The following is a 25,854-nucleotide window of genomic DNA, read 5'->3' as shown; positions in this document are numbered from 1 at the left end:
CTCCAGCAGTTGCATATTCGTATATTCGAATATATAGGCATGTCTACCGTCGGCTGACGGTCTTCGTCAGCGCTTCCCCAGACTTGCTAACCCGGTTCGTTCATGCCCGTTTTTTCCGACCTGTTTCACCGCCGCCATGCTTTGGCGGCCGCCACCCTGATTGCTCTGGCCACCCTGTCCTCGAACGCAGCCGCCGGGAGCATTGCCGTCGCGCCCACCCAGATCACCGAGTGGAAGGCCGTGCACGGGCGGGTCGAGACCCGCGACACCATCGCAGCGCGGGCCCGCATCGGCGGCACCCTGGTGGAACTGCTGGTGACCGAAGGGGAACGGGTGACGGCCGGCCAGCGGCTGGCCACCGTGCACGACGACAAGATTGCGCTCGAGGTCGAGGCGCGCGATGCGCAGCTCAATGCGCTCAACGCCCAGCTCGCCAATGCCGAGGAAGAACTGACGCGCGGGCAGGCCCTGGTCGACCGCGGCATTGCCACCGAGCAGCGGCTCGGCCAGCTCTCGACCCAGGTCGACGTCTACCGCAACCAGATCGCATCCACCGAGGCGCAACGCCAGGTTCTGCTCGAGCAGGCGGTGGAGGGCGATGTGCTCGCCCCCAGCGCCGGGATCGTCCTCAGCGTGCCGGTGACGTCGGGCGCCGTGCTGATGCCGGGCGAACCGGTGGCGACCGTGGGCAGCGGCGGCTTCCTGCTGCGCCTCGCTTTGCCGGAACGGCATGCGGACCTGCTCGCGGCGGGCATGGCGCTGAGCATCGAGGCCGGCGCCGCGGCGTTCGAAGGCAAGCTCAGCAAGGTCTACCCGCAGATCCAGAACGGCCGGGTCACCGCCGACGTGGAAGTCGCCGGCCTGCCGGAGGACTTCGTCAACCGCCGCGTGCTGGTGCGCGTGCCGGTCGGCCAGCGTGCGGCCCTTCTGGTGCCGAGGAGTGCGATCAGCACCCGGTCCGGCCTCGACTTCATCACCATTGAGAGCGGCGGCGCCGAAGTCGAGCGCAGCGTCGTTCTCGGCGCCACGGACGGCGATCGCGTCGAGATCGTCACCGGGCTCAGCGCCGGCGATGTGGTGGTGACGCCATGAAGCTTGGTCTTGCCGGCCACCTGACGCGGGCCTTTATCGGTTCCGCGCTGACGCCGCTATTGCTGCTCGCCGCACTCTCGCTCGGGCTGGTGGCGCTCCTCACCCTGCCGCGCGAGGAAGAGCCGCAGATTTCGGTGCCGATGGTCGACATCCTCGTCATCGCCCCCGGCCTCAGGGCCGAGGACGCGGTCAAGCTCGTCACCGAACCGCTCGAGACCCTGGTCAAGGGCATCAACGGGGTCGAGCATGTTTATTCGCAGACGCGTGACGAGCAGACGATGGTCACCGCCCGCTTTCTCGTCGGCACCTCGGCCGATGCGGCGGTGCTGCGCATCCACGACAAGATCGCCGCCAATCGCAGCCTCATCCCGGTCGGCATCCCCGAACCGCTGGTTGTCGGACGCGGCATCGACGACGTCGCCATCGTCACGCTGACGCTGTCGCCGCGACCGGAGGCGGCTGCAGAGGTCTCGGCCGCCGACCTCACCCGCATCGCCCGCGAATTGCGTTCGGAAATCGCCAAGGTGGCCGATGTCGGTCTGACCTATCTGGTCGGCGAGACCGGCGATGCCATCCGCATCAATCCCGATCCCGAGCGGCTCGCCCTGTACGGTGTCACGCTGCAGCAGCTGTCCGGCAAGGTGTCGTCCGCCAACCGTGCCTTCACCACCGGCCAGGTGCGCGATGGCGGCGAGCAGATCGAGCTGGTTGCCGGCGAGACGCTGCAAAGCCCCGAAGCCATCGGCAACCTGCTGGTCACCACCCGCGACGGACGCCCGGTCTACGTGCGCGATGTCGCCGACATCGCCTATGTCACCGACACCGCCGACCTCGTGGTGGCGCATATCAGCCGCGCCGAAGACGGCACCATTGCACGCGCTCCGGCGGTGACGCTGGCCGTGGCCAAACGCGCCGGCGCCAATGCCGTCACCGTGGCCGAGGCCATCCTGCACCGCGTCGAGAGTCTCGAAGGGCATCTGATCCCGCATTCGATTGCGGTGACCGTGACCCGCGACTACGGCGAGTCCGCCAACGAGAAGGCCAACGAACTGCTGTTCCATCTCGGCCTCGCGACCCTCTCGATCATTGCGCTGGTGTGGATTGCCATCGGCCGCCGCGAGGCCCTGGTGGTGGCGATCGTCATCCCCGTCACCATCCTGCTCACGCTGTTTTCCGCCAAGCTGATGGGCTACACGCTCAATCGCGTCTCCCTGTTCGCACTGATCTTTTCGATCGGTATCCTCGTCGACGACGCCATCGTCGTCATCGAGAATATCGCCCGGCACTGGGCCATGCCGGATGGCCGCGACCGCAAGAGCGCCGCCATCGCGGCCGTTGCGGAAGTGGGCAACCCGACCATCGTGGCCACCCTCACCGTGGTGGCAGCGCTGCTGCCGATGCTCTTCGTCTCGGGCATGATGGGCCCCTATATGAGCCCCATTCCGGCCAATGCCTCGGCCGCGATGATCTTTTCCTTCTTCGTGGCCGTCATCATGACGCCCTGGCTGATGCTCAAGGTGGTGGGCAAGGGCCCGGCACATGGGCACGCCCCGCATGCCGCCCATGGTGGCGTGCTGGGCCGCATCTACCAGAAGCTGGCAACGCCGATCCTGCGCTCCAAGATCGCCTCATGGGTGTTTCTGGCCATTGTCGGCATTGCCACTCTCGGTTCGCTGGCGCTGTTCTATACCCGCGACGTGACGGTCAAGCTGCTGCCCTTCGACAACAAGTCCGAGCTCTCGGTGACCATCGACCTGCCCGAGGGCGCTTCGGTGGAAGCCACCGACGCCGTGGCGCAGGACGTTGCCCGCGTCGCGCTGGCCTTGCCCGAGGTGATCTCGGCACAGACCCATGCCGGCACCGCGGCGCCGTTCAACTTCAACGGCCTCGTGCGCCACGCCTATCTGCGGGCTGAACCGCAACTGGGCGACGTGCAGGTCAATCTCGGCCCCAAGTCCGAGCGGGCCCGCTCCTCGCACGACATCGCCATCGATCTGCGGCAGCGCCTCGCCGCCGTGACCATGCCCGAGGGCACCGCGATCAAGGTGGTGGAACCGCCGCCCGGTCCGCCGGTGATGGCGACGCTGCTCGCCGAGGTCTACGGACCCGACGCCGAAACCCGGCGGCAGACCGCCGCCAGGATCGAGGCCGCGTTCCGTTCGGTGCCGTTCATCGTCGATATCGACAACAGCTGGGGCGAGCCGGCGCGCCGCATCCGCGCCAGCATTTCGACCGACGATCTCGACTTCTTCCATGTCGAGGAATCCGATGTCTTCGACACCCTGGCCATTCTCAACGGCAGCTCGACCGTGGGCTATTCGCACCGCGGCGACGGACGCATGGCGATCCCCATCATCATCGAGCGCCCGCGCGGCGACCGGCGCGTCGACGAGGGAACGCTGACCACCCCGATCCCGGCCAATCTCCTGCCCGGCGACCGCGGCGTGGTGGAACTGGGCGACGTCGTGCGCCTGACTGAGGAACGGGCCTCGTTCCCCATCTACCGCCACAATGGCCGCTATGCGGAAATGGTGACCGCCGAACTCGCCGGCACCTTCGAAGCCCCGCTCTACGGCATGCTGGCCGTCGAGGCGGCGCTCGACCAGCAGGACTGGACCGGGCTCGAAAGACCGCTGATCAGGCTGCACGGCCAGCCCGAAGACGAGACCCGGGCAACATTGCTCTGGGACGGCGAGTGGGACGTGACCTGGATCACCTTCCGCGACATGGGCGCCGCCTTCATCGTCGCCCTGCTCGGCATCTATATCCTCGTCGTGGCGCAGTTCGGCTCGTTCAAGCTGCCGCTGGTCATCCTGACGCCGATCCCGTTGACCTTCATCGGCATCCTGGGCGGGCACTACCTGATGCAGGCGCAGTTCACCGCCACCTCGATGATCGGCTTCATCGCCCTCGCCGGCATCATCGTGCGCAACTCGATCCTCCTGGTCGATTTCGTGCGCCATGCGCCGCGCGAAGTGCCCGTCGAAGGTGAAATCGAGGAGATCGAGGCGGAGATGTCCATCGTCGTGCCGCACAGTGAAGCGCCGGCGGTGCCTCGCGCGGTGCCGATGCGGACCCGCTCGCTGACCGAGATCCTCATCGAGGCTGGCGCCATCCGCTTCAAGCCGATCCTGCTGACGGCGCTGGCGGCAATGATCGGCGCGGCGGTGATCCTCACCGATCCGATCTTCCAGGGCCTCGCCATCTCCCTGCTGTTCGGGCTGGCGTCCTCGACCCTGCTGACCGTGCTGGTGATCCCGGCGATCTACCGGGTGCTGCGCACCTGACAACCGAACAGGCGGGCGGCCACAGCGGCCGCTCGCCAAAGCCGGGGCGCGTCCCCTAGCAGCCGGTGACGCGCGTCTGGCAGCGGTAGAGCGAGCTGCTGCCGCAGATCATCAGCATGGAACGGTCCCGACCCGAGAACTGCAGGTTGGAAGCCCGTTGGGGCAGACGGATGCGGCCGAGGAACGTGCCGTCCGGCCGGTAGCAGCGCACGCCGTCGCCCATTCCGCACCACAGCCGGCCATCGCGATCCACCCGCAGACCATCAAAGAACTTCTGCTCGTCGACCGCGACAACCCTGCCGCCGCTCAGCGTCTGGTCATCGCCGACATCGAAGGCCCGGATATGGTTCGGGCCATCGTCGCGATGCGTGCTGCCGGTATCGATGACGTAGAGCACCTGCTCGTCGGGCGAGAAGGCGAGCCCGTTGGGCATGACCATATCGACCGTCATCTGCCGCACGGAGCCGTCGGCCGGGTCGATGCGATAGACGTGGCAACCATCGAGCTCGATGTCGCCTTCATAGTCGGGACCGCGACCATAGTCGGGATCGGTGAACCAGATGCTGCCATCCGACTTCACCACGATGTCGTTGGGTGCCGTGAAGCGCTTGCCCTCGAAGCGATCGGCCAGCACGGAAATGGTCCCGTCGGTTTCGGTGCGGGTGATGCGACGGGTATATTGCTCGCAGGTCACCAGCCGGCCTTCGCGGTCGGTGGTGTTGCCATTGGCGCCGTTCGCAGGTGCCCGGAAGGTGGTGACGACGCCGGTCCCGGCGTCCCAGGCCAGCATCCGCTTGTTGGGGATGTCCGACCACACCAGCCGGTTCTCCCGCTCGAACCAGGCGGGCCCTTCCGTCCACACCCCGCCCGTCCAGACCCGTTCGACCACGGCATCGCCATCGATGCAGGCGGCGAACTCGGGATCGAGTATTTCGACGGACGGGCCCGGGATCGGGCCAAGGGGACGGTCTACCAATTGGTCACCGACCCGTCCGGCCGCACCAGATGCGGCGCTTCCCAGAACTTGAAGCTCTGCTTGCGGATCAACGCCTCGTTGACCTCAACGCCCAGACCGGGCGCGTCGCTGACGCGGTAGATGGCGCCCTCGAGCCGTGGCTTGACCGGGAAGAACTCGTCGTCATCGAAACGATGCACGCCCGCTTCGGCCGGGCTGGCTCGCGTCTCCAGCCAGGAGAAGTTCGCGACCGCGGCTGAGAAATGGATGGTGGCCGCGGTGCAGATGGGACCGAGCGGATTGTGCGGCATCATGTCGACATAATGCGCCTCGCTCCATCCGGCGACCTTCATGGATTCGGTCAGGCCGCCGGCATTGCACACGTCGATGCGGTTGAACTGGTGAATGTCGCGTTCGATGTAGGGCAGGAACTGCCACTTGCTGGCGAACTCCTCGCCAATGGCGAACGGCACGTCGGTGAGCTTGCGCAGCGCCTCATAGGCCTCGGGGGTTTCGTCGCGGATCGGCTCCTCGAGGAAATCCAGCGTGCCCGACGGCATCTTCTGGCAGAAGCTGGCGGCCTCGGCGACATTGAGCCGATGGTGGTAGTCGATGCCCAGCACGACGCCCTCGCCCAGCGCTTCACGGGCCTTCACCATCCAAGGCGCCGTCGCCGCAATCGAGGCGCGCGGATCATAGACCAGCTTGCCCCGGTGATCGGCGGGCGACAGACGCATGGCGGTCCAGCCGGCGGCGACGAGCGCCTGGGCCTGCTCGATCATTTCCGGTCCCGGCGGGGCCGAGGTGGTGGCAAAGGTCGGGATGACATCGCGCTGCTTGCCGCCGAGCAGTTCGTAGACCGGGACGCCCAGCGCCTTGCCCTTGATGTCGTAGAGCGCGATGTCGATGGCCGACAACGCCGCCAGCAGCACGCGCCCGCCTTCGAAATACTGGCTGCGATAGACTTCCTGCCAGATCCGGCCGATCTGCATCGGGTCCTGGCCGATGAGGAATTCGCGATAGTGCTCGATGGCCCCCGCCACCGCCTTTTCGCGACCGGACAGCCCGCTCTCTCCCCAGCCGAATAGGCCTGCGTCGGTATCGATCTTGACGAGCAACTGGTTGCGCGTGCCGACCCAGACGGGGAACGGAGTGATGTCAGTAATTTTCATAGTCGTTTCCTTTGGCCGCTCATGTCAGTCGCAGTCGGAGCCCATGCGGGGCGCGATGAACGCGACGATGCCGACGGGCCTCGTCTGCGATTCCGGCCTGAACATCAGGGCAATCAATGACGTCCGGCGAAGGACTCGCCGTCGCCTGTCCCGCCTTTTTTCGCGGGGCAGCAGGCATTCTCCCCCAGGCGGCCGAATACCGCTCTTGGTCGGCGGACGCTCTCAGATTGTACATTCTTTGTCAACTTTGGTGTACTCTCGACATCTGGCGCGGTGAGCGCCGATGCGGTAGGGACGAAGCCATGATGGAAGAAGAACCGGCCGGGATCCCGGCGGCCCCGGGGGGCGCGCCGACCGTCTATGAAATGATCCGCGACGACATCGTTGCCGGCCGCCTTGCACCCAACGAGCGCCTCAAGACGGCATCGCTGGCCGAACGCTACGGCACCAGCAACAATCCCGTCCGGGAAGCGCTGCAGCAGCTACGGGGCGAGGGCTTTGTGGTGATCTCGCCCAATCGCGGCGCACGGGTTCGGCCGATGGATGGCAATTTCATCCGCGACATCTCCGATATCGAGGTACTGCTCGAACCCTATTTCACGCGCTGGTTTGTCGACATCGCCACACGCGCCGACATCGCGCGGCTGGAAGACATCCAGAAGGAAATCGAAGCTGTCGGCTTTGAGGACACCGCGAAATTCGGGGCGCTGGATACCCAGTTTCACTGGGTGTTCTACGAGCACCATTTCAACACCCACGCGCTCGAACTCTGGTGGAAGCACCGCGAGATCCTCGGCGCCCTGTCGCGCAATAATCGTTACGCGCCCTGGCGCGAGGCCGCGATCATCAGCGAGCATCGCCAGCTTATCGACGCGGTGAAGCGCCACGACCCGGAGGGCGCGGCGCGCGTCATCGAGGCGCATGTGCGCGGATCGGGCAAGCACATGATCGAGCAGATGCGAACCCGCAGTACCACCCATGCTCCCGTCGCGCCGACGGGAGCCTGAGCGACGGGAGTAGCGGCGATCGGCTTATTGTGGTGCGCTCCGGGCGAGCAGCCAGGCCTCGATGTCCTTGAGAACCACTTCGCGCCCCAGATCATTGAGCGGATCGTGATAGACGCCCTCGTAGAGCTTGAGCGTCTTGTCGGCAGAGCCGACGTGATCGAAGGCAAACTGGCTGCCGGAGGCCTTGGCGGCGCGATCCTCCAGGCCGTGCAGGATGAGCACCGGCAATTTAACTGCACCGAATTCCGATTTCAGCCGGGTATCGGCGCGCACGATGGCAGCGAGCGTCCGCGTGGGCTGGGTTTCATGGGCGATCAGCGGGTCGGCGGACATGGCGGCAACCACGGCCGGGTCACGCGAGAAATCGTCATTCTTGAGTGCCAGGACGTGAGCGTGGGGCGCGAGATGGCTGAGCCCCTTGATGACCGCGAGCGCGAAGTCCGGAGCCGGCAACTGGAAGGCAAAACTCTCCGAGATGAGGCCAGCAATTTCCGAGCGATGCTCAAGGGCATAGAGCCAGCCCACGACCCCACCGGCGCTGTGGCCCATGATAAAGACCGGCGTGCCGGGATGACGCGCGCGCGCCACCTGCAGCACGGTATGGACGTCGGCGACATAGTCGTCGAACGTCTCGACATAGTACCGCTCGCCATCGGAATGGCCGCGGCCGCGCAGGTCGACGGCGTAGCTCGCCACGCCGGCTTGCGACAGCTCTGCACCGAACCAGTCATAGTAGCCGCTGTGCGAATTGAAACCGGGGACGATCACGAGGACCGCACGCGCGGTCCCGTCCACGTCCCACGAGCGATAGTTGAGCCGCAGTCCACTGCTGCCCTCGATCCTCGTCTGTCCAGACAGGTTGGTCTTGTCCACTGGTGCCTCCTTGCACGCTGACTGTCGCAATGATCGGTCCGGACGCTGGCGAACTCTTGAACGTTCTTGCTGTTTCCGCGGCTGGTTCGGCGCTGCCCCTCAAGGCTGCTGTTGCGGCTGCGGCGCTGGCGCCGGCGCCGCGTCGCCCGTTTCCAGCCGCCACGCCACCAGCGCCAAGAGGGCGGCACCGCTGGACGCGGCAACGCCGATCCACGGCAGAACCGCAAACGTGTCCCAGACCTGCAGGGCGAGCGAACCGCCAGCGGCTCCCAGCGCGATCCCGATGTTGAAAGCGGTGGGGATGAGTGCCGACGCCAGCACAGGCGCCGCGCTGGCGCTGCGCAGAATCTGTGCCTGTGCCGGAGCGGCAAAGGCATAGGCGACGCAACCCCACAGCAGCGCGAGGACCAGCATGACCCCCCCGCCCCCGCCGGTAAAGCCGATGAGCAGATAGACCAGGGCCTGCAGGCAGAGAATAGTCAGCAGCGAAGGCATCAGGCGCCAGTCGGCAAGACGGCCGCCTGCCACGACACCAAGGGTCGACCCGACGCCGTAGATCAGCAGGAAAAGAGGTATCGCCTCCGGCGCCGCACCGGCAACGGTGGTCACGTAAGATGCAACATAGGCAAAAAGCGCGAGCTGACCGAGCATGCTGAGAATGATGACCAGCGCTGAGAGATAGACAGCAGGTTTCAGCAGCTGCGACAGCTGGTTTGCCAGCCCGTTGCGACCGGCCCGGCCTCGCGGAACGTCTGGGACCCAGCCGGCCACAGCCAGCAGTGCCACCGCCCCCAGCCCGAACGCAGCCCAGAAGGCGAAGCGCCATCCCAGCAGCCCACCGATTGCCGTACCGGCAGGGACGCCTAGAACATTGGCAGCGGTGACGCCGGCCAGCAGGACGGCCACGGCCCTGCCTGAGCGCTCGGGCGGCATCATTCGGGTCGCCAGTACCGCCGCAATGCCGAAGAAGGCACCGTGACAGGCGGCCACGAGAACGCGGATGGCAAGCAGCCAGGCAAAGCCCGGCGCGAGGGCGCAGGCGACCTGGCCCAGGGTAAACAGAGCCAGCAGACCCAGCAGGGCCGCGCGGGCAGAAACCCTGGAGGCCGCCAGTGCGAACACCGGCCCACCGGCAGCCACGCCCAGCGCGTAACCGGTAACGATGAAGCCGGCGGTGGGGACGGAGACGGCAAGGTCTGCCGCGACGAGGGGCAAGAGGCCCGCTACGACGAACTCTGTTGTGCCCAGGGCGAAGGTCCCAAGGAGCAACGCAAGGATTGGGAGCGGCATTTCGATGATATCTCCGGCAGGTGATCGGCACGCCGCCGTCTCCTTGCACCGGGACAGGGTGATTGATTGCACGTTCTTGCGATGCGGGCCGCTCTCGGCCGCCAGCGGCGGCACATCGGATCAAATAATACCAAACGGCAAATATCGGCCCCCGATTGCACAAAATTGTTCTATACTCAGGATCCGGTTCGACTGTATTCTTGCATGAAGCGGGTCAGCAAGACTCGCTCGATCGACACATTTTTCCTTGCGGAAGCAGTACCGGGAGGCCGGGTTGCCTGATGTGTTCTTGACCGAGGGCCCTGCTGAGGCGACCGCCCCCAGCCGGGCCGGCGAGTGGTTTCGTCAGCGTGACGCACGAAAGCTTTTCGTGCGCCCGCTCAGCGGCGCCCTGATGGGCATAACCGAAATCCGCGCCCGCGAGAATTTCGGCATGACGGACCAGGTCGTGCCCGAGGACGCTTTCAATGTGGCCTTCTGCCTCTATCCATTGCCCTTCGTGGACCTCTGGTATGACGGCAAGGCTGTCTCAGCCCACCATATCCAGCCGGGCCAGTTCATCCTGTTTGATCTCAAATCGATCGGCACGGCACGCTTCGAACACCATGTGCACCACCTGCATTTTCACCTCTCGCGCAGCTTTCTCAATGCCCTCTGCGACGATCTGGAAGCCCCGCGTATCGACCAGTTGCGGGTCATCCCCGGGGAAGTGAGCAGCGACAACGTCATCCACCGCCTCGGCAACGCCGTACGGCCGGCGCTGGACGCGCCGCACGAAGCCAACGAACTGTTCGCGAGCCAGCTGATGTTCACCTTCGGGACCTATCTCTGCGCGACCCGGAGCTCGCTGAAGACGCCCAGGCCGGTGCGCGATGGTCTCACCGCCTGGCAGTTGCGGGTCGCCAAAGCCCTGATCGATGCCAACCTGGATGGCAATGTATCACTGCAACACCTCGCATCCGCCTGCCACCTCTCGCCCATGCACCTGGCCCACGCCTTCAAGAGATCGACCGGCGTCGCACCCCACCAATGGCTGCTGCTGCGCCGCATCGAGCGTGCCAAGTCGCTGCTGGCCGGCAATGCCATGTCGCTTGCCGACATTGCCCTCGAATGCGGCTTCGCCGACCAGAGCCACTTCACCCGGGTATTTCGCCGCGCCACGGCAGTCACGCCCGGCCTGTTCCGGAAACAGATCTAGGACTGGTATGAATGGCGATCGAGCCAGCTCAGGACCGTTGGCTCGTCCGCATTATCGCCGGGCGATCCCCGGCCACAGTCCGGCCCGGGCGCCTTCCGTCAGTGCCAGAACGACGTGGTAGAAGAGCCGCGTCAGGGCCTCGGGCCAGATCACCGTGCCGGTGGCGTCGACGCGGTTGATCCAGAGCGCATGCCCGGCGAACCAGCGCTCGAACATCAGACACAAAAGGTCGCGGGCGCGCTGTCCGGCACCGGCGTCACCGGCCATATGCCGGACGGCCAGCGCCTTGATGGCCTCGGTTTGCGGCCAGAGCAGGCAGGTCGCCTCCATGACCGTACCATCCGGCCACAGCGCATCGCAGGCGGCACCCCGAAGGGGGCCGGAGGCGACACGGCCGAAGCGGTCGGCAAACTGCATGAGACGCGCTGCCGTGTCGTGCACTGCCGCGTCCCCGCCCAGTTCCGTCTCCCGCAGCAGCAGCCAGGCCCATTCATATTGATGCCCGGGCTCGCGTCGGGCCCCGGCGGCTCCGGCCAGCGGCGAGAGGTCGGGGGCGATGAACTCGACAAGGCTGCCGGTATGGTTGTCAAAGAAGTGGCGCAGCGCCATGGCGCGCAGCTGCTGCGCCCGCTCGAGCCAGTGGGGCTGCCCGGTCATTTCAGAGGCCTGCAGGCAGGCCTCGTAGAGATGCATGTGCGGGTTCTGCGCGCGTGGCGGCGCTTCCGGGGCGGCAGGATCGAAACGGCTGTCGTCTTCGAGGAGAAGACCAGTTGCCGGATCGGTCAGATGGTCGGCAAGCGCCTGCCAGCAGGCCTCGATCTCGGTCTCGACTGCGGCAGAGGGCGCGAGCCTGTTCCAGGTGACAAGGCCAAGAATGACGAAGCACTGATCGTAGCTTCTGGCCAGTTCGTCTGCAGCCCGTCCACTGGCCCCGCCGAAGCGGCTGACGGCGCGGCGGTAGAGACCCGGAGCCTTGCGAAAGCGGCGCAGCATGTCGACCTGCCGGCCGGCCGCGGCATGCGGTGCCGGATCATCGGAAAGCGGCGCCAGATGGGCGAAGGAAAAGAGCGTCCGCGCCTGCGCCAGCACGGTCTTTTCGGCTGCGAGGTCAGGACTGCCATCCAGCGCCAGCGCATCGTGGACGCCGCCGCCGTCCAGATCCTGCACCCGGCCCAGCCAGCCCGGCAGCAGGCTGTCCCAGAACCATGCCGCCCACGCCTCGGCATTTCTCGGCCGCACCGCCGGATCAGGGGTAGGGTCGGTCAAGTCTGCATGGCCCCCGTCCGTCGCACGCCTAGTAGGGCCCGATGCGCTTCGAACCATGTTCGAAAGTGGCAACCGCCGCGTCGAAACTCTTGAGCAACAGTTCGGAGCGGAGCGTCGCGTGGGCCGGATCGTCCCAGAGATTGTCATGCTCCCAAGGGTCGGTCTCGAGGTCGAACAGCTCACCAAGATTGTGCCCGTGATAGACGACGAGCTTGTGCCGGTCGGTGCGGATCATGGTGGCCCGCGTCGCATCGGGCAGATCGAGCGCGTCGTAATATTCGCAGCGCGCGAACTCGCGGTGCTGGTCCGGCGCTGCGGCATCCTCGAGCAGCGGCCGCAGCGAGCGGCCCTGCATGTGCGCCGGAATCTCGATGCCGGCGAAATCGAGAATGGTCGGCGCCTTGTCCATGAGTTCGACCAGCGCATCGCGGCGTTGTCCGGCCGCAATATGACCGGGCCAGCTCCAGATCAGCGGCACCCGCACCAGCCCCTCGTAGAAGCGGCAGCCCTTCTGGATCAAGCCGTGGTCGCCCAGCGTCTCGCCGTGATCGGAAGTGAAGATGACCACCGTGTTCTCGCGCAGCCCTCGCTCGTCCAGCGCCGCCAGCAGGCGGCCCAGATTGTCGTCGATCAGCTTGATCATGGCGTAGTAGGCCGCCTGCAGCGTCCAGGCATCGCGCTCGCCGGCGGACTCGCCGGCCGGATCGCCTTCGCCCGAGACCAGACTCTTGGGCAGGATCGGGTGGTTGATGTCGAGCCGCGCGGGATCGTGCGGACTGGACTGGAAATCGATGGTGCCGAGTTTCTGCTGGGCCACGATGTCGCTCTGGCGGAAATGCGGACCGGGCATGTCCTTGGGGTCGAACTGCGCCCGGTACTCTTTGGGCGGATTGAAGGGCGGGTGCGGGTCGTAGATGTTGATGCTCAGCAGCCACGGCTGCTCGCGGTGATCGTCCATGAAGGCGATCGAGCGCTCGGTGGCCCAGGTGGTCTGGTGCAGCTCTTTGGGCACGCCATCGACGCTCCTGGTCAGCTCGTCGAGCGACTGGCCCTGTGCCTTGACCCAGTCGGCATAGGCATGGCCTTCCGGCCAGCCGTCGCGCGGCGCATGCGAATACTCGAACACCGCATAGCCGTCATCGGTGCGCGGCTCCATGCGGTGATAGGGACTGGCGAGGTGCAGCTTGCCGATATTGCCGCAGACATAGCCATTGTCGGCCATGATCCGGGTGACCAGCGGGTGCATGCCGGGAAACCGGTCATTGCCATTGCGGTTGGCCTTGCCGGTGCTCGGATAGACCCCGGTGAGGAAGGACGAGCGCGACGGCGTGCAGATCGGGGCCTGACAATAGGTGCGCTCGAAAGCCGTACCCTCGGCAACCAGCCGGTCGATATTGGGCGTCGAGACATGCGGGTTGCCCAGCGCGCCGATAGTGTCGAAGCGCTGCTGATCGGTGCAGATCCAGAGAATGTTGGGGCGTCGGGTCATGGAAAGCCGCTTTCGGTCGGACGGCCGGACCGAGGGCACCGGCATGGATTGAACTGCTTGGGCGGACTCGCGCCCCCACGTGGCCAGGGATCTTTGCGGCACCTTGGGCACCACCGAACTCGGACCGTTGCCTGAGAAGAAACGGAATTGCGCCGCCGGGCAAGACATCCCCATGTAGTCCGTTCGGACTACATGGATCTGGACAGTGCGGATTCGATCGCGACAGCAGGCTTCAGGCAGCGACACCTGGGGTTCGCATCCGCATGATCTGGTCGGCTGCCGCTTCGGTTATCCGCTTTATCAGCTCAGGATCGTCGAGGCTGCGGGCCATGGTTGCCGCGCCGACCAGACTGGCATAGGCGGCCAGCGCCTTGCTGTTGCGCACCTCCGGCGCATCGCCCGCGAACAGGCTCTCGAGGACGGCAATCTGCAGCGGCAAGCTGCCTGCGGCCGCTGCCCGCACCTCGTGATCGCCGCGGGCGAGGTCGGCCCCCAGGGCAACAAAGGTGCAACCCACATCCCCTGCGCTGACATGGTCGTGCGTGAGGTATCCACTCACCAGCGCATCGAGGGGGGCGGCAGGATTGGCCGTGACAACGGCGCGCCAGTCCTCCGCCGATTTTTCGATCATCGACACGATCGCCAGCTGTTCGATGTCCCGCTTGCTCGAGAAGTGGCTGTAGAACGCTCCCGGGGTAAGTCCGCAGGCCTTGGCAATCGATGCCACGCTGACACCGGCGAAACCGTGCTGACGGAACAGCCGGCGGGCGGCATGGATCAGGTCGGCCCGGTTCTTCTCCGCCTGTTGTCTCGAAACCTTCACCAGCATCTCCGGGGTTGACGCTATTCATACTAGGTGAAATGATTACACATTGTCACGCCTAACATGATTATTGCCGAGCCCACCTCCCCCGGCCCAAGGGACACGATACTTGCGGGGCGAGCATTGCCATGGGTGCAGCATGCAAGACGGGTCCTACGACGATCTGCTCTCCAGCCAGCCGGCCGCGGCCTTCGGCACGTTTCACCTATTGCCCTATCAGAAGCTGCTGCTGGACGCTGGCAAGCCGGTGAGGCTGGGCAGTCGGGCGTGCCGGCGAGATCATCTCCAAGGGCGAACTGGAAGCGGTGGCCTGGCCCGACACATTTGTGGAAGAGTCCAGCCTGAGGGTCCACATCGCTGCCCTGCGCAGGATTCTCGGCGGCAGCGAGCAGTCCCGCTTCATCGTCAATGTGTCGGGCCGCGGCTATTGCTTCACTGCACCGGTCGAAAAGCTCAACTGGGCGACGCCCTTTCAGCAGCCGGCACCGTCGCAGACTGTGCGACGAAGCCTGCCCGCGCCACTGACGCGGCTCATCGGCCGTGACCAGGCGCTGACGGCGATCATCGAGCAGGCAGCCAGCCGACGCTTGCTGACCATCACTGGCGCGGGGGGCATCGGCAAGACGACGGTGGCAGTTGCCGCTGCCGACCAGCTGTCCGGCCGCCATCAGGACGGCATCGCCTTCATCGATCTGGCGCCAATCGACGAAGCCGCCCTCTTGCCCAGCGCCATCGCATCCGTGCTGGGCGTCGCACTGGGGGGACCCGATCCGGTTGTCAGTCTCGTCAGTCACATGCGCTCGCGCCGCATGCTGCTCGTGCTCGACAATTGCGAACACCTGCTCGATGCCGCAGCTCAGCTCGTCGAGGGCCTGCTGGCTGGCGCACCGCAGGTGTCTGTCATCACCACCAGCCGGGAGCCGCTTCGCGTGGCGGGGGAATGGGTGCATCGGCTGGCATCGCTGACCTTCCCCGCCGAGCATAAAGACCCCGTCAACGCTGTCACGGGCGAGTACTCGGCGATTGAACTCTTCATCGAGCGCGCCAGCGCCACGACGGACAGCCTCGAGTTCGATGCGCGCGCCGTTGCGGTCGTCAGCAGGATTTGCCGCGAACTGGATGGGCTGCCGCTGGCAATAGAGATCGCCGCTGCGCAGACCGGATCGTTCAGTATCGACGAGCTTGCGAGCCGGCTGGAGTCCAGCGCAATCCTCGATGTCCGCGGCGCCCGCACGGCGCGATCGCGCCATCAGTCTCTCAATGCTCTGCTGGACTGGAGCTACAATCTGCTTTCGGCCGACGAACAGACTGTGATCCGCCGGCTTTCTGCATTCCGCGGCAGCTTCTCGCAGGACGCGGCCGTCGCGGTAGCCTCCGATACCCTCATGACCAGGTCCGAGGCGCTGGCACTGGTCATGGACATGAGCGCCAAATCCCTGCTGGCTGCCGACGTCAGCGGCGACCAAGTCTATTACAGGTTGCCGGTGGTGACCCGCGTCTATGCGACCAACAAGCTGGCGGAAACGGCGGAGCAGCGCGACGTGCAGAAGCGACACGCCGCCTACTTTCGCGACGCCCTTGCCGAAGCGCAGCGGCTGTGGGGCCAGGTGAGCCCATCGGACTGGCTGGCGCGCTATCGAGGCATGGTCGACGATGCCCGCGCGGCGCTCGACTGGGCCTTTGCGACCGGCGGCGACCAGCGCATCGGCCTCGAGCTGATGTCCGGGTTCACCACGCTGGGATTCAGGCTCTGGCTCATCGACGAACTGAAGGAGCGGGTGTCTCTCACCTTGCGCTCCTACCCGTTCGATCTCTCGCCGGCACCCAATATCGAGGCCCGGCTGTGCATCGCCTACGCCGGGCTGACCAACATGACCAGCGGGTCCAGCCAGGTGGTGGCCGCAAACTATGCCAGGGCACTGGACATCGCCACACGCATCGGCGTGCCGGCGATGCAGGTCGAGGCTCTCGCCGGGTCCTTCGCCTGGGCCTACGGGGTGGCGGACTATCGCTCCTGCGAAACCTACGGACAGCAACTGGCGATGATCGCGCGCGGCCACAACGATCCCGCCATCGCCTTTATCGCCGATCGCTGTCTGGCGCAGGCACGGTCGGGACTGGGTGATCATGCGCGGGCCATCACGCTCGCCGAGCGGGTGTTGAGCAGCCCGGTCAAGACCGTACCGACGTCGTACATGCTGTTCCCGATCGCGGTCGATGTGAGCATGCGCATCGTTCAGGCCCGGGCGCACTGGTTGCTGGGCATGTCCGACCGCGCCGTCGATCTGGCACGGCGCGCGATCGAAGCCTCGTTCGGGGATGCGGCCTATGCGCCCTGCCAGGCATGGGCGCTGGCCGCCATTCCGATCGCCATCTGGCGTGGTGAACTCGACAGCGCCCGCCAGATGAACGACGAAATGCGGCTTCACGCCCGCAAGCTGGCGCTCGGCTGGTGGGAACGCTGGACCGAACGGTTCGACGAGATCCTCGCCATCAAGTCGACGGGAGACGCAGCGGATCCCCGGCCGGGGATCAGCACCGAAGCGGGGCCGATGGTGGATGAGTTCATGGGCGCGCTGGACGGACGATTCATCGGGCCGGAACTGGTCCTGCGCGTCGATACCGGCCATGCCGCCTGGTGCGCGCCGGAAATTTTCCGCAGCGAGGCCGCGCGGCGCGCCGCAGCCGGCGACGACCCGGCGCAAGCAGACGCCCAGCTGGAGCGCGCCATGGCCATGGCACAGCGGCAGGGCGCGCTGAGCTGGGAGCTCCGCATCGCAACGACGCAGGCGGAACAGCTGCTGCAACGGCAGGGCCGCGAGGAGGCAGCCCGGTTGCTGCGACCTCTGCTCGCCCGCTTCGTGGAAGGGCGGGAAACGGCTGACTTTCGTCGGGCGTCCGAACTGGCCGAGCGCGCCGTGGCCTAATCGATGGCGCGTCGGCCGCGGCCGACCGGACCGAACACCAGCGCCACGGCGATGACCAGGGACAGCGACCCCAGGATGATGGTCACCATCGGCCATACGCCGGCGGTTCTGAGAAGAGGCACAAGCAGCAGCAGCCCGACGGCCGAGGCAATCCGGTTGATTGCCCACAGCACGGAAGTCGTGCCGGCCCGCGTGCCGGTTGGAAACGACTCCGCCGCATAGATCGAAAGGGTCGGCGCCTGGAGCGACGCAAAAATGTAGAAGATGACGCCGGAGGCCATCAGCCAGACCGGATTGAAGCTCCAGGCGAATGCCGCCCCGCTGACCAGCATCCCGCCGGCCCAGAGCGCCACCGCCAGACGTCGGTCGAGCCGGTCGAGGAAGGGGGCGGCAAGCAGAGTGCCAATGACCGGACCGAAGGTCGAGATGCCGACATAGAGCAGCGTGTCGGCAAGCTGGAAACCCTTTTCGATCAGCACGGCGCCCATCAGCACCGGAAAGGCCACCATGGACCAGGGACCGAGGAACGAGAGCGCGGCCATCGGCACGAACGGCCGTCGTGCACTCTCCTGAGCCGGCGCCGGCGACGCCGTCGGCTGCCTCGCCACGGTGGCTGCTTCTGCGCCGCCTTTTGCCACCACGCGGGAGAGTTCCAGGCGACGCAGCTGGACTTCGGCCTCGCGGGAGCGGCCGCGCGCCGCCAGCCAACGTGGCGATTCCGGCAGCACCAGCGCAAAGAGGATCGCCGTGACCGCGGCACCGGCGGTGCCCACGATGAACGCCCAGCGCCATGCCTCGAGACCCAGCGGCTGCAGCGGCGTGAGCCACCGCACAAAAAAGATCATCAGGACCGGTCCGAGGGCGGCCAGCGCCGATGCGACCATGATCAGCAGCCCGCGCCGGCGTGGCGGCAGGATGTCGGTGAGGTAGGCAATGACCAGCGGCGGATAGGCGCCGAGCGCAAGCCCCGAAAGCAGCCGCGAGACGATCAGGGCGTCAATGCCGGAGCTCAGGGCAGCCGACAGCGAGGTCACAGCGAGCACTGCGAGGACTGCCATCAGGACCAGCTTGCGCCCCACCCGATCGGCCAGCCAGCCGGCGGCGGGCGCGCCGATGATGGCGCCCACATACATCGCGGCCAGCAGCCAGCTGAGCCGGACCGGGTCGGCAGCGGCCTCGCCTTGCGAGAACACGGCCGAGAGAACATTGCCGAGTGCCACTTCGAGCAGGTCGAAGGCAAAGCCGATCGAGGCCACACCAAGGATGCAGAGGTGCAGCCAGGTCACCCCAAGCCGGTCAAGCCGTGCATAGAGACTGGCGTCGACCTGCGGGCTGTCGGTCGTCACGTCTGCAACTGCAATCACCATCTTGCCCTCCCCTGATACGGGCATGTTGTAGCCGCACGCGGGAGGTCAACAGTGTGAATAGTTGTGAATTACGTCGCCACGGCCGGCCTGACCTCGGCAAACAGCGCCGTGCCGCCGAGCGGTCCATCAGGGGGGTCGAGCAGCCGCGAGCCGTCCTCGAGCCCGCCCAGGTCGATGCCATGCAGGTCCAGCCTGTCGAGGAAGCCCGTGAACTGCCGCTTGGCTCTCGGGTGATCACCGCACATGAAGATCACGTGCCGCAGGCCGGGCCATGGCATGGGACGGTCGTACACAGCGCTGGCGGATGATCCCAGCGACTTGATGACTTGCGCACCAGGCGCGAGGTCGGCGACCTGCCGGCTCTGGGGAAGGCCGGCCCGAGTCACGGGCCTCGTCGCATCGACCAGAATTCTCGCATCCCAGTTACGGATCTGCGCCAGAACCTGCGGCACGCCATCGAACTCGGTTGCGAGCACGACGATCTCCGGATCGGCTGCTTCCTCGATGCTTGTAACATGCACGCGTTCACCCAGGTCCGTGGCCTGCGGTACGCCGGCCAGCGCCACCTCGATGCCGATGCTCGACACGAGGCGGGCCAGTGCGAGGCCGGTACTGGTGGCTCCGATTATCCCGATCACATGTCCATTCATGTCCTGCATCCTGCAAGCGTTGGTCATCGGCGCGATGATCCGCCTCGCGACGCGCCGGTTGAAGTGAATCTTTGCAAATCGCCATCGGGGCGGCGTTCGCAAACCTTCACGGACATTCACTCGCTCTCCGCCGCTGCATCGCCGATCAAGGTGGCACCCGAGATCACCTCGGCAGGAGAAGCACAATGTTACCCACACGTACGTCCTGGCCGGTATTGCTGGCCGCCGCCGTCATCGCGACGGCAATGACCGGCGCCACGCACGCGGCCGGTAGCGAGATCAAGAATATCGTCATGGTGCACGGCGCCTGGGCCGATGGCTCGGGCTGGCGGCCGGTGTACGAGATCCTCAAGGCCGAGGGCTACAATGTCCGCATGGTGCAGAACCCGCTGACCTCGCTCACCGCCGATGTCGCGGCAACGGACCGCGTGCTCGACCGCATGGATGGTGCGACCATCCTCGTCGGCCACTCCTATGGTGGCGCAGTGATCACCGAGGCGGGCGACCACGACAAGGTTGCGGGCCTCGTCTATGTCGAGGCCTTCATGCCCGACGTCGGCGAAAGCGTGTTCGGCATGATCCCGCAGGATCCCGCCCACCCGCCTCCGTTCGACTTCACCGCCGATGGCTTTGCCTTCTTCACGGAAGCTGCGTACGTCCCCGGCTTTGCCGACTCTCTCCCGGTGCAGGACGCCGAGTTCCTGCGCGACTCGCAGGTGCCGATCTCGCTCAACGATGCCGGCGCATTCCCGCTGACCGTGGCGGCCTGGAAGAGCAAGCCGACCTGGTATCAGACCGCCGATGCCGACCACGTCATCCCGCCCGAGCTGCAGAAGATGATGTTCACGCGCGCCGGTTCGACAGTCCAGGAGGTGAGTGGCGGCCATCTGGCGTTCATTGCCCACGCCAGGGAGACCGCCCAGCTGATCATGGACGCGGCCAAGGGCGCCGCGACGGCCAACTAGGTCTTGGACTCATAACTTCTGGTCCAGAGTCGGATTGAGGCGAGCAGAACGCTGGCGAGGAAGTTGCGGGCGAGCTTGTCGAATCGTGTGGCGACGCGACGGAAGTGTTTGAGTTTGCAGAAGAAGCGCTCGACCAGATTGCGTTCGCGATAGAGGCCCCGGTCAATGCTGCGCTGGACCCTGCGGTCTTTCTGTGTGGGGATGTGGGCACGGGCTCCCCGTGCCGCAGCCAGGTCGATGAGGACGCGAGCGTCATAGCCGCGGTCGGCAACAAGGTCGCGGGTGCGTGTAAGGCTCTCGATGAGGACGGCGGCGGCCTGCTTGTCGGAGGCTTGGCCGGGAGTGAGCATGATGCGGATCGGCAGGCCGGTCCCATCGACCACGGCATTGATTTTGGTGCTCAGTCCTCCACGAGACCGACCGATGGCGTGATCCGGGCCCCCTTTTTTCCGCCCGCGGCGTGCTGGTGTGCCCGGATGATCGAACTGTCGATCAGCGCCATCGACTGCGGCGAGCGCTCGGCGAGGGCTTCGAATATCCCGAGCCACACCCCGGCCTTGGCCCACCGGTTGTACCGGTTATAGGCGGTCGTATAGGGGCCGTAGCGCTCCGGCAGGTCGCGCCAGGGCGAGCCGGTGCGCAGCACATAGAAGATGGCGTTGATCACCCGTCGGTCATCGGTGCGCGGCACTCCGCGCGGCTTGTTGGGCAGGAGGGGCAGAATGATCCGCCACTCCGCATCGCTGAGATCAAATCGAGCCATCGCCACCTCCATTCAGGAGGTTGAATCAGCCTTCGTACTCAAAGGGAATCCCCTTTATGGGTACAGAACCTAGTTCCCGCGAGCCTGCCCCCGCCTCGCGGCCCTGCGTGCCGGCGCCTCTCCCATGCAGCGTCGGCACGTCCTTTCTCTCTCATTTTCAACGAGGACCAGATGAGCACCTTCACCACCAGGGACGGCACCCGAATCTACTACAACGACTGGGGAAGCGGACAGCCGATCGTCTTCTCGCATGGCTGGCCCCTCTCGGCCGACGCGTTCGAGGATCAGATGTTCTTTTTCGCGCAGCGCGGCTATCGCGCCATCGGCCATGATCGCCGCGGCCATGGCCGCTCGAGCCAGCCCCTCCACGGCAATGACATGGACACCTATGCCGATGACCTCGCAGAGCTCGTCGCACATCTCGACCTGAGGGACGCCGTTCACATCGGCCATTCCACCGGTGGCGGTGAAGTCGCGCGCTATATCGGGCGACACGGGACCGGGCGGGTGGCCAAGGCCGTGCTGATCGGCGCGGTACCGCCGCTGATGCTGAAGACGCCGTCCAATCCGCTGGGCCTGCCCATGCAGGTCTTCGATGCGATCCGGGCCGGCGTGCAGGCCGACCGCAGCCAGTTCTTCATGGATCTTTCGCTTCCGTTCTAAGGCTACAACCGCGATGGCGCGAAAGTGAGCGAGGGCGTCCGCCGCAGCTTCTGGCTGCAGGGCATGATGGCCGGGATGCCGGCGAGCCACTATTGCATCAAGGCGTTCTCGGAAACCGACCTGACCGAGGACCTCAGGCGGTTCGACATACCCACCCTGATCCTCCATGGCGACGACGACCAGATCGTGCCGATCGCGGCGTCGGGCAACCTGTCCTCGCAGATCGTGAACGGCGCCACCTACACCGTCTACGCCGGCGGCGACCACGGCATCTGCACCACCCAGAAGGACCGGATCAACGCCGACCTGTGGAGCTTCGTGACCGGCACCTCTGCGGTGCGCACGGCCGCCTGACCAGACAGCGACACCGCACCGGCCGCCATGGCCCCGCCACGCGTTGGATCCGGCCGCCCCCCCGAGAGGACACCGAACATGCACGCCCAACCAGTAACCAGGCCGCAAGTCCAGAACGACGCGTTCCACGCCCTGACGGCCGACGCGTCGGGCAGGCAGCTCGGCCTCGGCCGTCTGCCGCCCGGTCCCGCACGGCCCTTTGTCGGCGGACTGCCCCCCTGGCAGGAAAGGCGAGTGGTCCGCTACATCGCCGAGCACGTGACCGGACGGATCCACGTCGGAACATTGGCGGCCATCGCGCGACTGTCGGTCAGCCACTTCTCGCGGGCATGCCGGGAGAGCTTCGGCGCATCACCCCATGCGCTGGTTTGCCGGTACCGGGTGCGCGAGGCAATGCGGCTCATGCTCGCGTCCAGCGCGCCACTGGTCGAGATCGCCGACGCCTGCGGCTTTGTCGACCAGTCGCACTTTTCCCGCACCTTTCATCGCCACACCGGCATCAGTCCCGGACGTTGGCGCCAGCTGCGCCGCATCGCCTTGCCTTGTGACTGCCTCAACCAGGAGACTGCGAAATGACCAACACAATCATGCTGATTCACGGCGCCTGGCTCAATGCCAGAAGCTGGGAGAACTGGATAACCCGCTACCAGGCCAGGGGCTTCACGGTAGTGGCGCCGAACTGGCCGTTCGATGATCGCGACCCGGCGGAACTGCGCGCCAATCCCCACCCGGAACTGAGGAAGGTCGGCTTCGAGAGGATCGTCGAGAGCTACGAGCGCGCCATCCGCGCCTTGCCCGAAGCCCCTATCCTGATCGGTCATTCGGCCGGCGCAGTGTTCGTGCAGAGCCTGCTCGACCGCGGGCTGGGCGCGGCAGGCGTCGCTATCGATCCGGCGCCCACCACGGGCGTGCCGCTGGGACCACATGCCATCGTCTCGGCCTTCCCGGTGCTGGGATCGCTCGGCAGCTGGGGCCGGGTCATGCACATGTCGCGGAAGTTCTTCGCGACGCGGTTCGCCCAGACCATCCCGGCCGGCCAGTCCGACCCGCTCTATGACCGGTACATCGTGCCCACTCCGGGCAAGCTCTACTGGGACGGCATCCTGACCCAGTCCGGCAAGCTCACCTGGGACAACCCCAAGCGGGCGCCGCTGCTCTTGATCGGTGGCGGCAGGGACCTCATTGCCGATGCCAGCATGACCAGGGCGATCTATGCCCGGCAGAGGCGGGCTCCCTCGCTGACCGAACTGCGCATCTTCCCGGACCGCTCTCACTGGACCTGCATGGATCCGGGCTGGGAGGAGGTCGCCGACCTGTCGCTGGACTGGGCAACCCGCGCTGTGGCGACAGGTGGCAACAGCGTCTCCCCGATCAAGCGAACCGCAGCATAGCCGGGCGGACCGAGCGCCGCCGCACAGGTTGGAGGCCGTCTTGCATATCCATCATCTCAACTGCGGAACACACTGCCCGCTTGGCGGCGCGCTCTTTGATGGCAGGAGTCGCGGGCTGCTCGCGCACATCCCGACGCGTGTGCTGCTGCTCGAGGCTTCCGACGGGCTCGTGCTGATCGACACCGGCTACGGGATGCAGGACGTCACCGGGCGGCCGTACCGGCGGCTGCCCTTCATCTGGCCGGTGCTCGTTCTCAACACGCGGCTGCGCGCGGAGGACACGGCGCTGCGACAGGTGGAGAAGCTGGGCTATTCGGCCCGCGATGTGCGGCACATCGTCGTGACCCATCTCGACTTCGACCATGCCGGTGGCATCGATGATTTTCCGGAGGCCCGCGTCCATGTCCTTGCCGCCGAGCGCGAGGCGGCCGAACGCCGCAGGCGCAGCTTCGTCGACGCGCAACGCTATCGCCCCGCCAACTGGGTCAATGTCCGGGACTGGCGCACCTATGGCGCGGGCGGCGAACCCTGGTTCGGCTTCCAGTCGGTGCGCGCCCTTGATGGCCTGCCGCCGGAAATCCTCATGGTGCCGCTGCGTGGGCACACCCTGGGACACGCCGGCATTGCCATCAGCACGGCGGATGGCTGGCTGCTTCACGCCGGCGATGCCTACCTGCATCAGAGCCAGCTCGAAGGGGGCCACATGCCGTTCGGCCTGAGATGCTACGAGCGCATCATGTCGACCGATCCCCCGGCAGCACGGCAGAACCTCAACCGCTTGCGGGCGCTGTCCCGAGTGGATGGCGTGAGCGTCATCTGCTCCCACGACTGAACAATCACGCAGTTGGCCGCACTCCTCACGCGATCATCTCTGCGGTTTCGGTTGGCCGCCGTGATCGAGCGGGAAAGACGTAATCTCGAAGTCTCCTGCCGGTGCGACCGAGGAAGAGACCCGAGAGCAACGAGCAGACGATCAGCGTCCCCAAGTGCCAGATCGGGTTGGCGTGCAGGACCGGGTTCATCGCGCCAACGGCGTTGGTGGCGTAACGGGCGACGAGGACCAGCACGATCTGGACCAGCGACAGCCACTCCCCGCGCAGCCAGAGCGAGCCGCCGGGCAGGCGGCGGACCGCGCCGGGCCGCTCGAGCGGCCATCCCGCCACCGCACCTGCGGCAAGGCCGAGGCCCGTTGCGAACGCGGCGTCGAGGCCTGCACCGATGACGCTCGTGGCAGCGAGCACGGTCACCACGAGAGGCAGGATCAGCATGCGCCAGAGTGGCACGATGCTGTCGCGGGTACGGACGATCCCGAGGGACAGCAGCACGGCATAGAGAAGCCAGACCCAGACGGGGGTGTGGACCACAACCAGCAGGGTGGTGCTGAGGATGTCGGTCATGGACGTTCACCTCTTGCTACGAGGGCCCGGCCTCGCGGGTGGACGACCTCGGGAGAACCGAAGCGATCGCGGATCGCAACCCGCGTGGGGCGCTCAGGTGTGAGGGGGACAGTCGCGTGTTTGGTCATGGTGAAGGCCTCCGGCGGCGGGATGATTGCGATGTTGAGGATAGGCGGCTGCGGGACGTGGCGGAACGCGCACGGCTCACACCTTGTTCGTGCACGGAACGCCAGCTAGCTTCCGCGCGATACGCGCCGGATGTGCCGCTCCGCGACCACGAGGTTGATGCCCCAGGCCAGCCCCATGAGCAGCGCGCGGTTGAGATCGGTCGGGGGACCGCCCGTGGCGATCTCGGCCGCCATGAGCACGAGCATCTGTGTGGCCGATCCGAGGCCGAGGGCGTAGGCGCGGATCATCCATTGCCGATGGTGGAGGATGTCGCGCCTGATGGCTGCGGCGAGTCCGAGTCCGATGGACAGCGCCATTGCCGACGCGACGACCACCCTCAGCATCACAAGAACCAGGCCGCCGGCGGTGGGGTTCGCATAGATGGCAGTGAGCCAGAGCGCCGATACGACGACCAGCAAGGCTCCCGCCAGCGACAGACGTCCTGAGGCGCGGTGCAGGACGGGCCACCGCCGGCGGATGGAAGGCGAGAACTGGAAGGCGCCCAGCAGCGCGTAGACCAGCGCCCCTGCAATGTGCAGCACCAGCGGCAGTGGCGGGGCCATCGCCGCCGGCATCACCTGCGAGATACCCGCCAACTGCAGCAGCCGAAGGACGCCGAAGCTCAGTGGCAGCGCGCTGAACATCACGAGGAAAGCCATGAGCCATCCGGCTGAGCGGCCGCGTGTGGGCGTGTCAACGCGGGGCGGCGCCATCGGGAAACCGTTGGCAAGGCTCATCGCCTGTACTCCTGGTAAAA

21 protein-coding genes and 1 pseudogene are annotated in these 25,854 nt (G+C 66.2%); 10 read left to right on the top strand and 12 right to left on the bottom strand.

All coding sequences use genetic code 11. From position 1 onward, the window contains the following. Positions 1-102 precede the first annotated feature (102 nt). Both AC0L4C_RS06705 and AC0L4C_RS06700 read left to right on the top strand, forming a co-directional pair. Complete coding sequence (locus AC0L4C_RS06705; RefSeq protein ID WP_473402848.1) at positions 103-1,092, top strand: efflux RND transporter periplasmic adaptor subunit; 990 nt, start codon at positions 103-105, stop codon at positions 1,090-1,092. Next, positions 1,089-4,379: an efflux RND transporter permease subunit gene (locus AC0L4C_RS06700; RefSeq protein ID WP_473402847.1), complete on the top strand. Its 3,291-nt coding sequence runs from the start codon at positions 1,089-1,091 to the stop codon at positions 4,377-4,379. The genes AC0L4C_RS06705 and AC0L4C_RS06700 overlap by 4 nt, the downstream gene beginning before the upstream one ends. Positions 4,380-4,434: 55 nt before the next feature. Here AC0L4C_RS06700 and AC0L4C_RS06695 read toward each other — a convergent pair whose 3' ends face one another. Next, the gene (locus AC0L4C_RS06695) at positions 4,435-5,355 is read right to left on the bottom strand and encodes an SMP-30/gluconolactonase/LRE family protein (protein WP_473402846.1); all 921 of its coding nucleotides are present in this window, start codon (positions 5,353-5,355) and stop codon (positions 4,435-4,437) included. Next, on the bottom strand, positions 5,349-6,506 hold the full coding sequence (locus AC0L4C_RS06690; protein WP_473402845.1) for a mandelate racemase/muconate lactonizing enzyme family protein: 1,158 nt from the start codon (positions 6,504-6,506) through the stop codon (positions 5,349-5,351). Before AC0L4C_RS06690 ends, AC0L4C_RS06695 begins: the two co-directional genes overlap by 7 nt. A gap of 302 nt (positions 6,507-6,808) precedes the next feature. Between AC0L4C_RS06690 and AC0L4C_RS06685 the strand changes: the two genes are divergently transcribed. Further along, positions 6,809-7,513 carry a GntR family transcriptional regulator gene (locus AC0L4C_RS06685; RefSeq protein ID WP_473402844.1) on the top strand — a complete coding sequence of 235 codons (705 nt, stop codon included), beginning with the start codon at positions 6,809-6,811 and terminating at the stop codon, positions 7,511-7,513. Positions 7,514-7,537: 24 nt separating this feature from the next. On the opposite strand, the gene AC0L4C_RS06680 is transcribed toward AC0L4C_RS06685, so the two are convergent. Beyond that, positions 7,538-8,386: a lysophospholipase gene (locus AC0L4C_RS06680; RefSeq protein ID WP_473402843.1), complete on the bottom strand. Its 849-nt coding sequence runs from the start codon at positions 8,384-8,386 to the stop codon at positions 7,538-7,540. A 99-nt stretch (positions 8,387-8,485) separates the two neighbouring features. Beyond that, positions 8,486-9,676 carry an MFS transporter gene (locus AC0L4C_RS06675; RefSeq protein ID WP_473402842.1) on the bottom strand — a complete coding sequence of 397 codons (1,191 nt, stop codon included), beginning with the start codon at positions 9,674-9,676 and terminating at the stop codon, positions 8,486-8,488. A 370-nt stretch (positions 9,677-10,046) separates the two neighbouring features. On the opposite strand from AC0L4C_RS06675, the gene AC0L4C_RS06670 reads away from it, so the two are divergent. Further along, positions 10,047-10,874, top strand: coding sequence for a helix-turn-helix transcriptional regulator (locus AC0L4C_RS06670; protein ID WP_473402841.1), 828 nt, complete (start codon positions 10,047-10,049; stop codon positions 10,872-10,874). Between the two features lie 51 nt (positions 10,875-10,925). On the opposite strand, the gene AC0L4C_RS06665 is transcribed toward AC0L4C_RS06670, so the two are convergent. The 3 genes from AC0L4C_RS06665 to AC0L4C_RS06655 all read right to left on the bottom strand — a co-directional run bounded on the left by AC0L4C_RS06665 (position 10,926) and on the right by AC0L4C_RS06655 (position 14,452). Then, positions 10,926-12,140: an AGE family epimerase/isomerase gene (locus AC0L4C_RS06665; RefSeq protein WP_473402840.1), complete on the bottom strand. Its 1,215-nt coding sequence runs from the start codon at positions 12,138-12,140 to the stop codon at positions 10,926-10,928. A 28-nt stretch (positions 12,141-12,168) separates the two neighbouring features. After that, positions 12,169-13,629: a sulfatase family protein gene (locus AC0L4C_RS06660; protein ID WP_473402839.1), complete on the bottom strand. Its 1,461-nt coding sequence runs from the start codon at positions 13,627-13,629 to the stop codon at positions 12,169-12,171. Positions 13,630-13,861: 232 nt separating this feature from the next. Next, the gene (locus AC0L4C_RS06655; protein WP_473402838.1) at positions 13,862-14,452 is read right to left on the bottom strand and encodes a TetR/AcrR family transcriptional regulator; all 591 of its coding nucleotides are present in this window, start codon (positions 14,450-14,452) and stop codon (positions 13,862-13,864) included. Positions 14,453-14,730: 278 nt separating this feature from the next. Here AC0L4C_RS06655 and AC0L4C_RS06650 point away from each other — a divergent pair, with 278 nt between their 5' ends. Beyond that, positions 14,731-17,379: an ATP-binding protein gene (locus AC0L4C_RS06650; protein ID WP_473403469.1), complete on the top strand. Its 2,649-nt coding sequence runs from the start codon at positions 14,731-14,733 to the stop codon at positions 17,377-17,379. Here the strand turns inward: AC0L4C_RS06650 and AC0L4C_RS06645 are convergent. After that, complete coding sequence (locus AC0L4C_RS06645; RefSeq protein WP_473402837.1) at positions 17,376-18,746, bottom strand: MFS transporter; 1,371 nt, start codon at positions 18,744-18,746, stop codon at positions 17,376-17,378. The two genes, AC0L4C_RS06650 and AC0L4C_RS06645, sit on opposite strands and share 4 nt — an antisense overlap. A gap of 68 nt (positions 18,747-18,814) precedes the next feature. Next, on the bottom strand, positions 18,815-19,396 hold the full coding sequence (locus AC0L4C_RS06640) for an NADPH-dependent F420 reductase (protein ID WP_473402836.1): 582 nt from the start codon (positions 19,394-19,396) through the stop codon (positions 18,815-18,817). 185 nt (positions 19,397-19,581) lie between these two features. Between AC0L4C_RS06640 and AC0L4C_RS06635 the strand changes: the two genes are divergently transcribed. After that, on the top strand, positions 19,582-20,361 hold the full coding sequence (locus AC0L4C_RS06635; protein WP_473402835.1) for an alpha/beta hydrolase: 780 nt from the start codon (positions 19,582-19,584) through the stop codon (positions 20,359-20,361). Here AC0L4C_RS06635 and AC0L4C_RS06630 read toward each other — a convergent pair. Beyond that, positions 20,358-21,124 (bottom strand): IS5 family transposase gene (locus AC0L4C_RS06630; protein WP_473400093.1). Its coding sequence is split into 2 segments (ribosomal slippage): positions 20,358-20,815 and positions 20,815-21,124, totalling 768 coding nucleotides; the frame shifts between segments, so codons are not numbered across the junction. The genes AC0L4C_RS06635 and AC0L4C_RS06630 overlap by 4 nt on opposite strands. Positions 21,125-21,295: 171 nt before the next feature. Here AC0L4C_RS06630 and AC0L4C_RS06625 point away from each other — a divergent pair. The 4 genes and pseudogenes from AC0L4C_RS06625 (at position 21,296) to AC0L4C_RS06610 (ending at position 24,364) form a co-directional block, all read left to right on the top strand. Beyond that, positions 21,296-22,141, top strand: a pseudogene (locus tag AC0L4C_RS06625) (alpha/beta fold hydrolase). 78 nt (positions 22,142-22,219) lie between these two features. Beyond that, positions 22,220-22,717 carry a helix-turn-helix transcriptional regulator gene (locus AC0L4C_RS06620; RefSeq protein ID WP_473402834.1) on the top strand — a complete coding sequence of 166 codons (498 nt, stop codon included), beginning with the start codon at positions 22,220-22,222 and terminating at the stop codon, positions 22,715-22,717. Beyond that, entirely contained in the window at positions 22,714-23,532 is an 819-nt protein-coding gene (locus AC0L4C_RS06615; protein ID WP_473402833.1) for an alpha/beta hydrolase, read from the top strand. Before AC0L4C_RS06620 ends, AC0L4C_RS06615 begins: the two co-directional genes overlap by 4 nt. 40 nt (positions 23,533-23,572) lie before the next feature. Next, on the top strand, positions 23,573-24,364 hold the full coding sequence (locus AC0L4C_RS06610; protein ID WP_473402832.1) for an MBL fold metallo-hydrolase: 792 nt from the start codon (positions 23,573-23,575) through the stop codon (positions 24,362-24,364). 25 nt (positions 24,365-24,389) lie between these two features. Here AC0L4C_RS06610 and AC0L4C_RS06605 read toward each other — a convergent pair whose 3' ends face one another. Further along, a complete protein-coding gene (locus AC0L4C_RS06605; protein WP_473402831.1) occupies positions 24,390-24,929 on the bottom strand; it encodes a DUF6622 family protein in 540 nt (179 codons plus the stop codon). A gap of 233 nt (positions 24,930-25,162) precedes the next feature. Further along, the gene (locus tag AC0L4C_RS06600; protein WP_473402830.1) at positions 25,163-25,834 is read right to left on the bottom strand and encodes a DUF2306 domain-containing protein; all 672 of its coding nucleotides are present in this window, start codon (positions 25,832-25,834) and stop codon (positions 25,163-25,165) included. Between the last annotated feature and the right edge of the window lie 20 nt (positions 25,835-25,854).

This window comes from Devosia sp. J20-27, assembly GCF_055808595.1.
The sequence above is the reverse complement of the archived record's forward strand: the minus strand, read 5'-3'. Positions and strand labels throughout refer to the sequence as shown.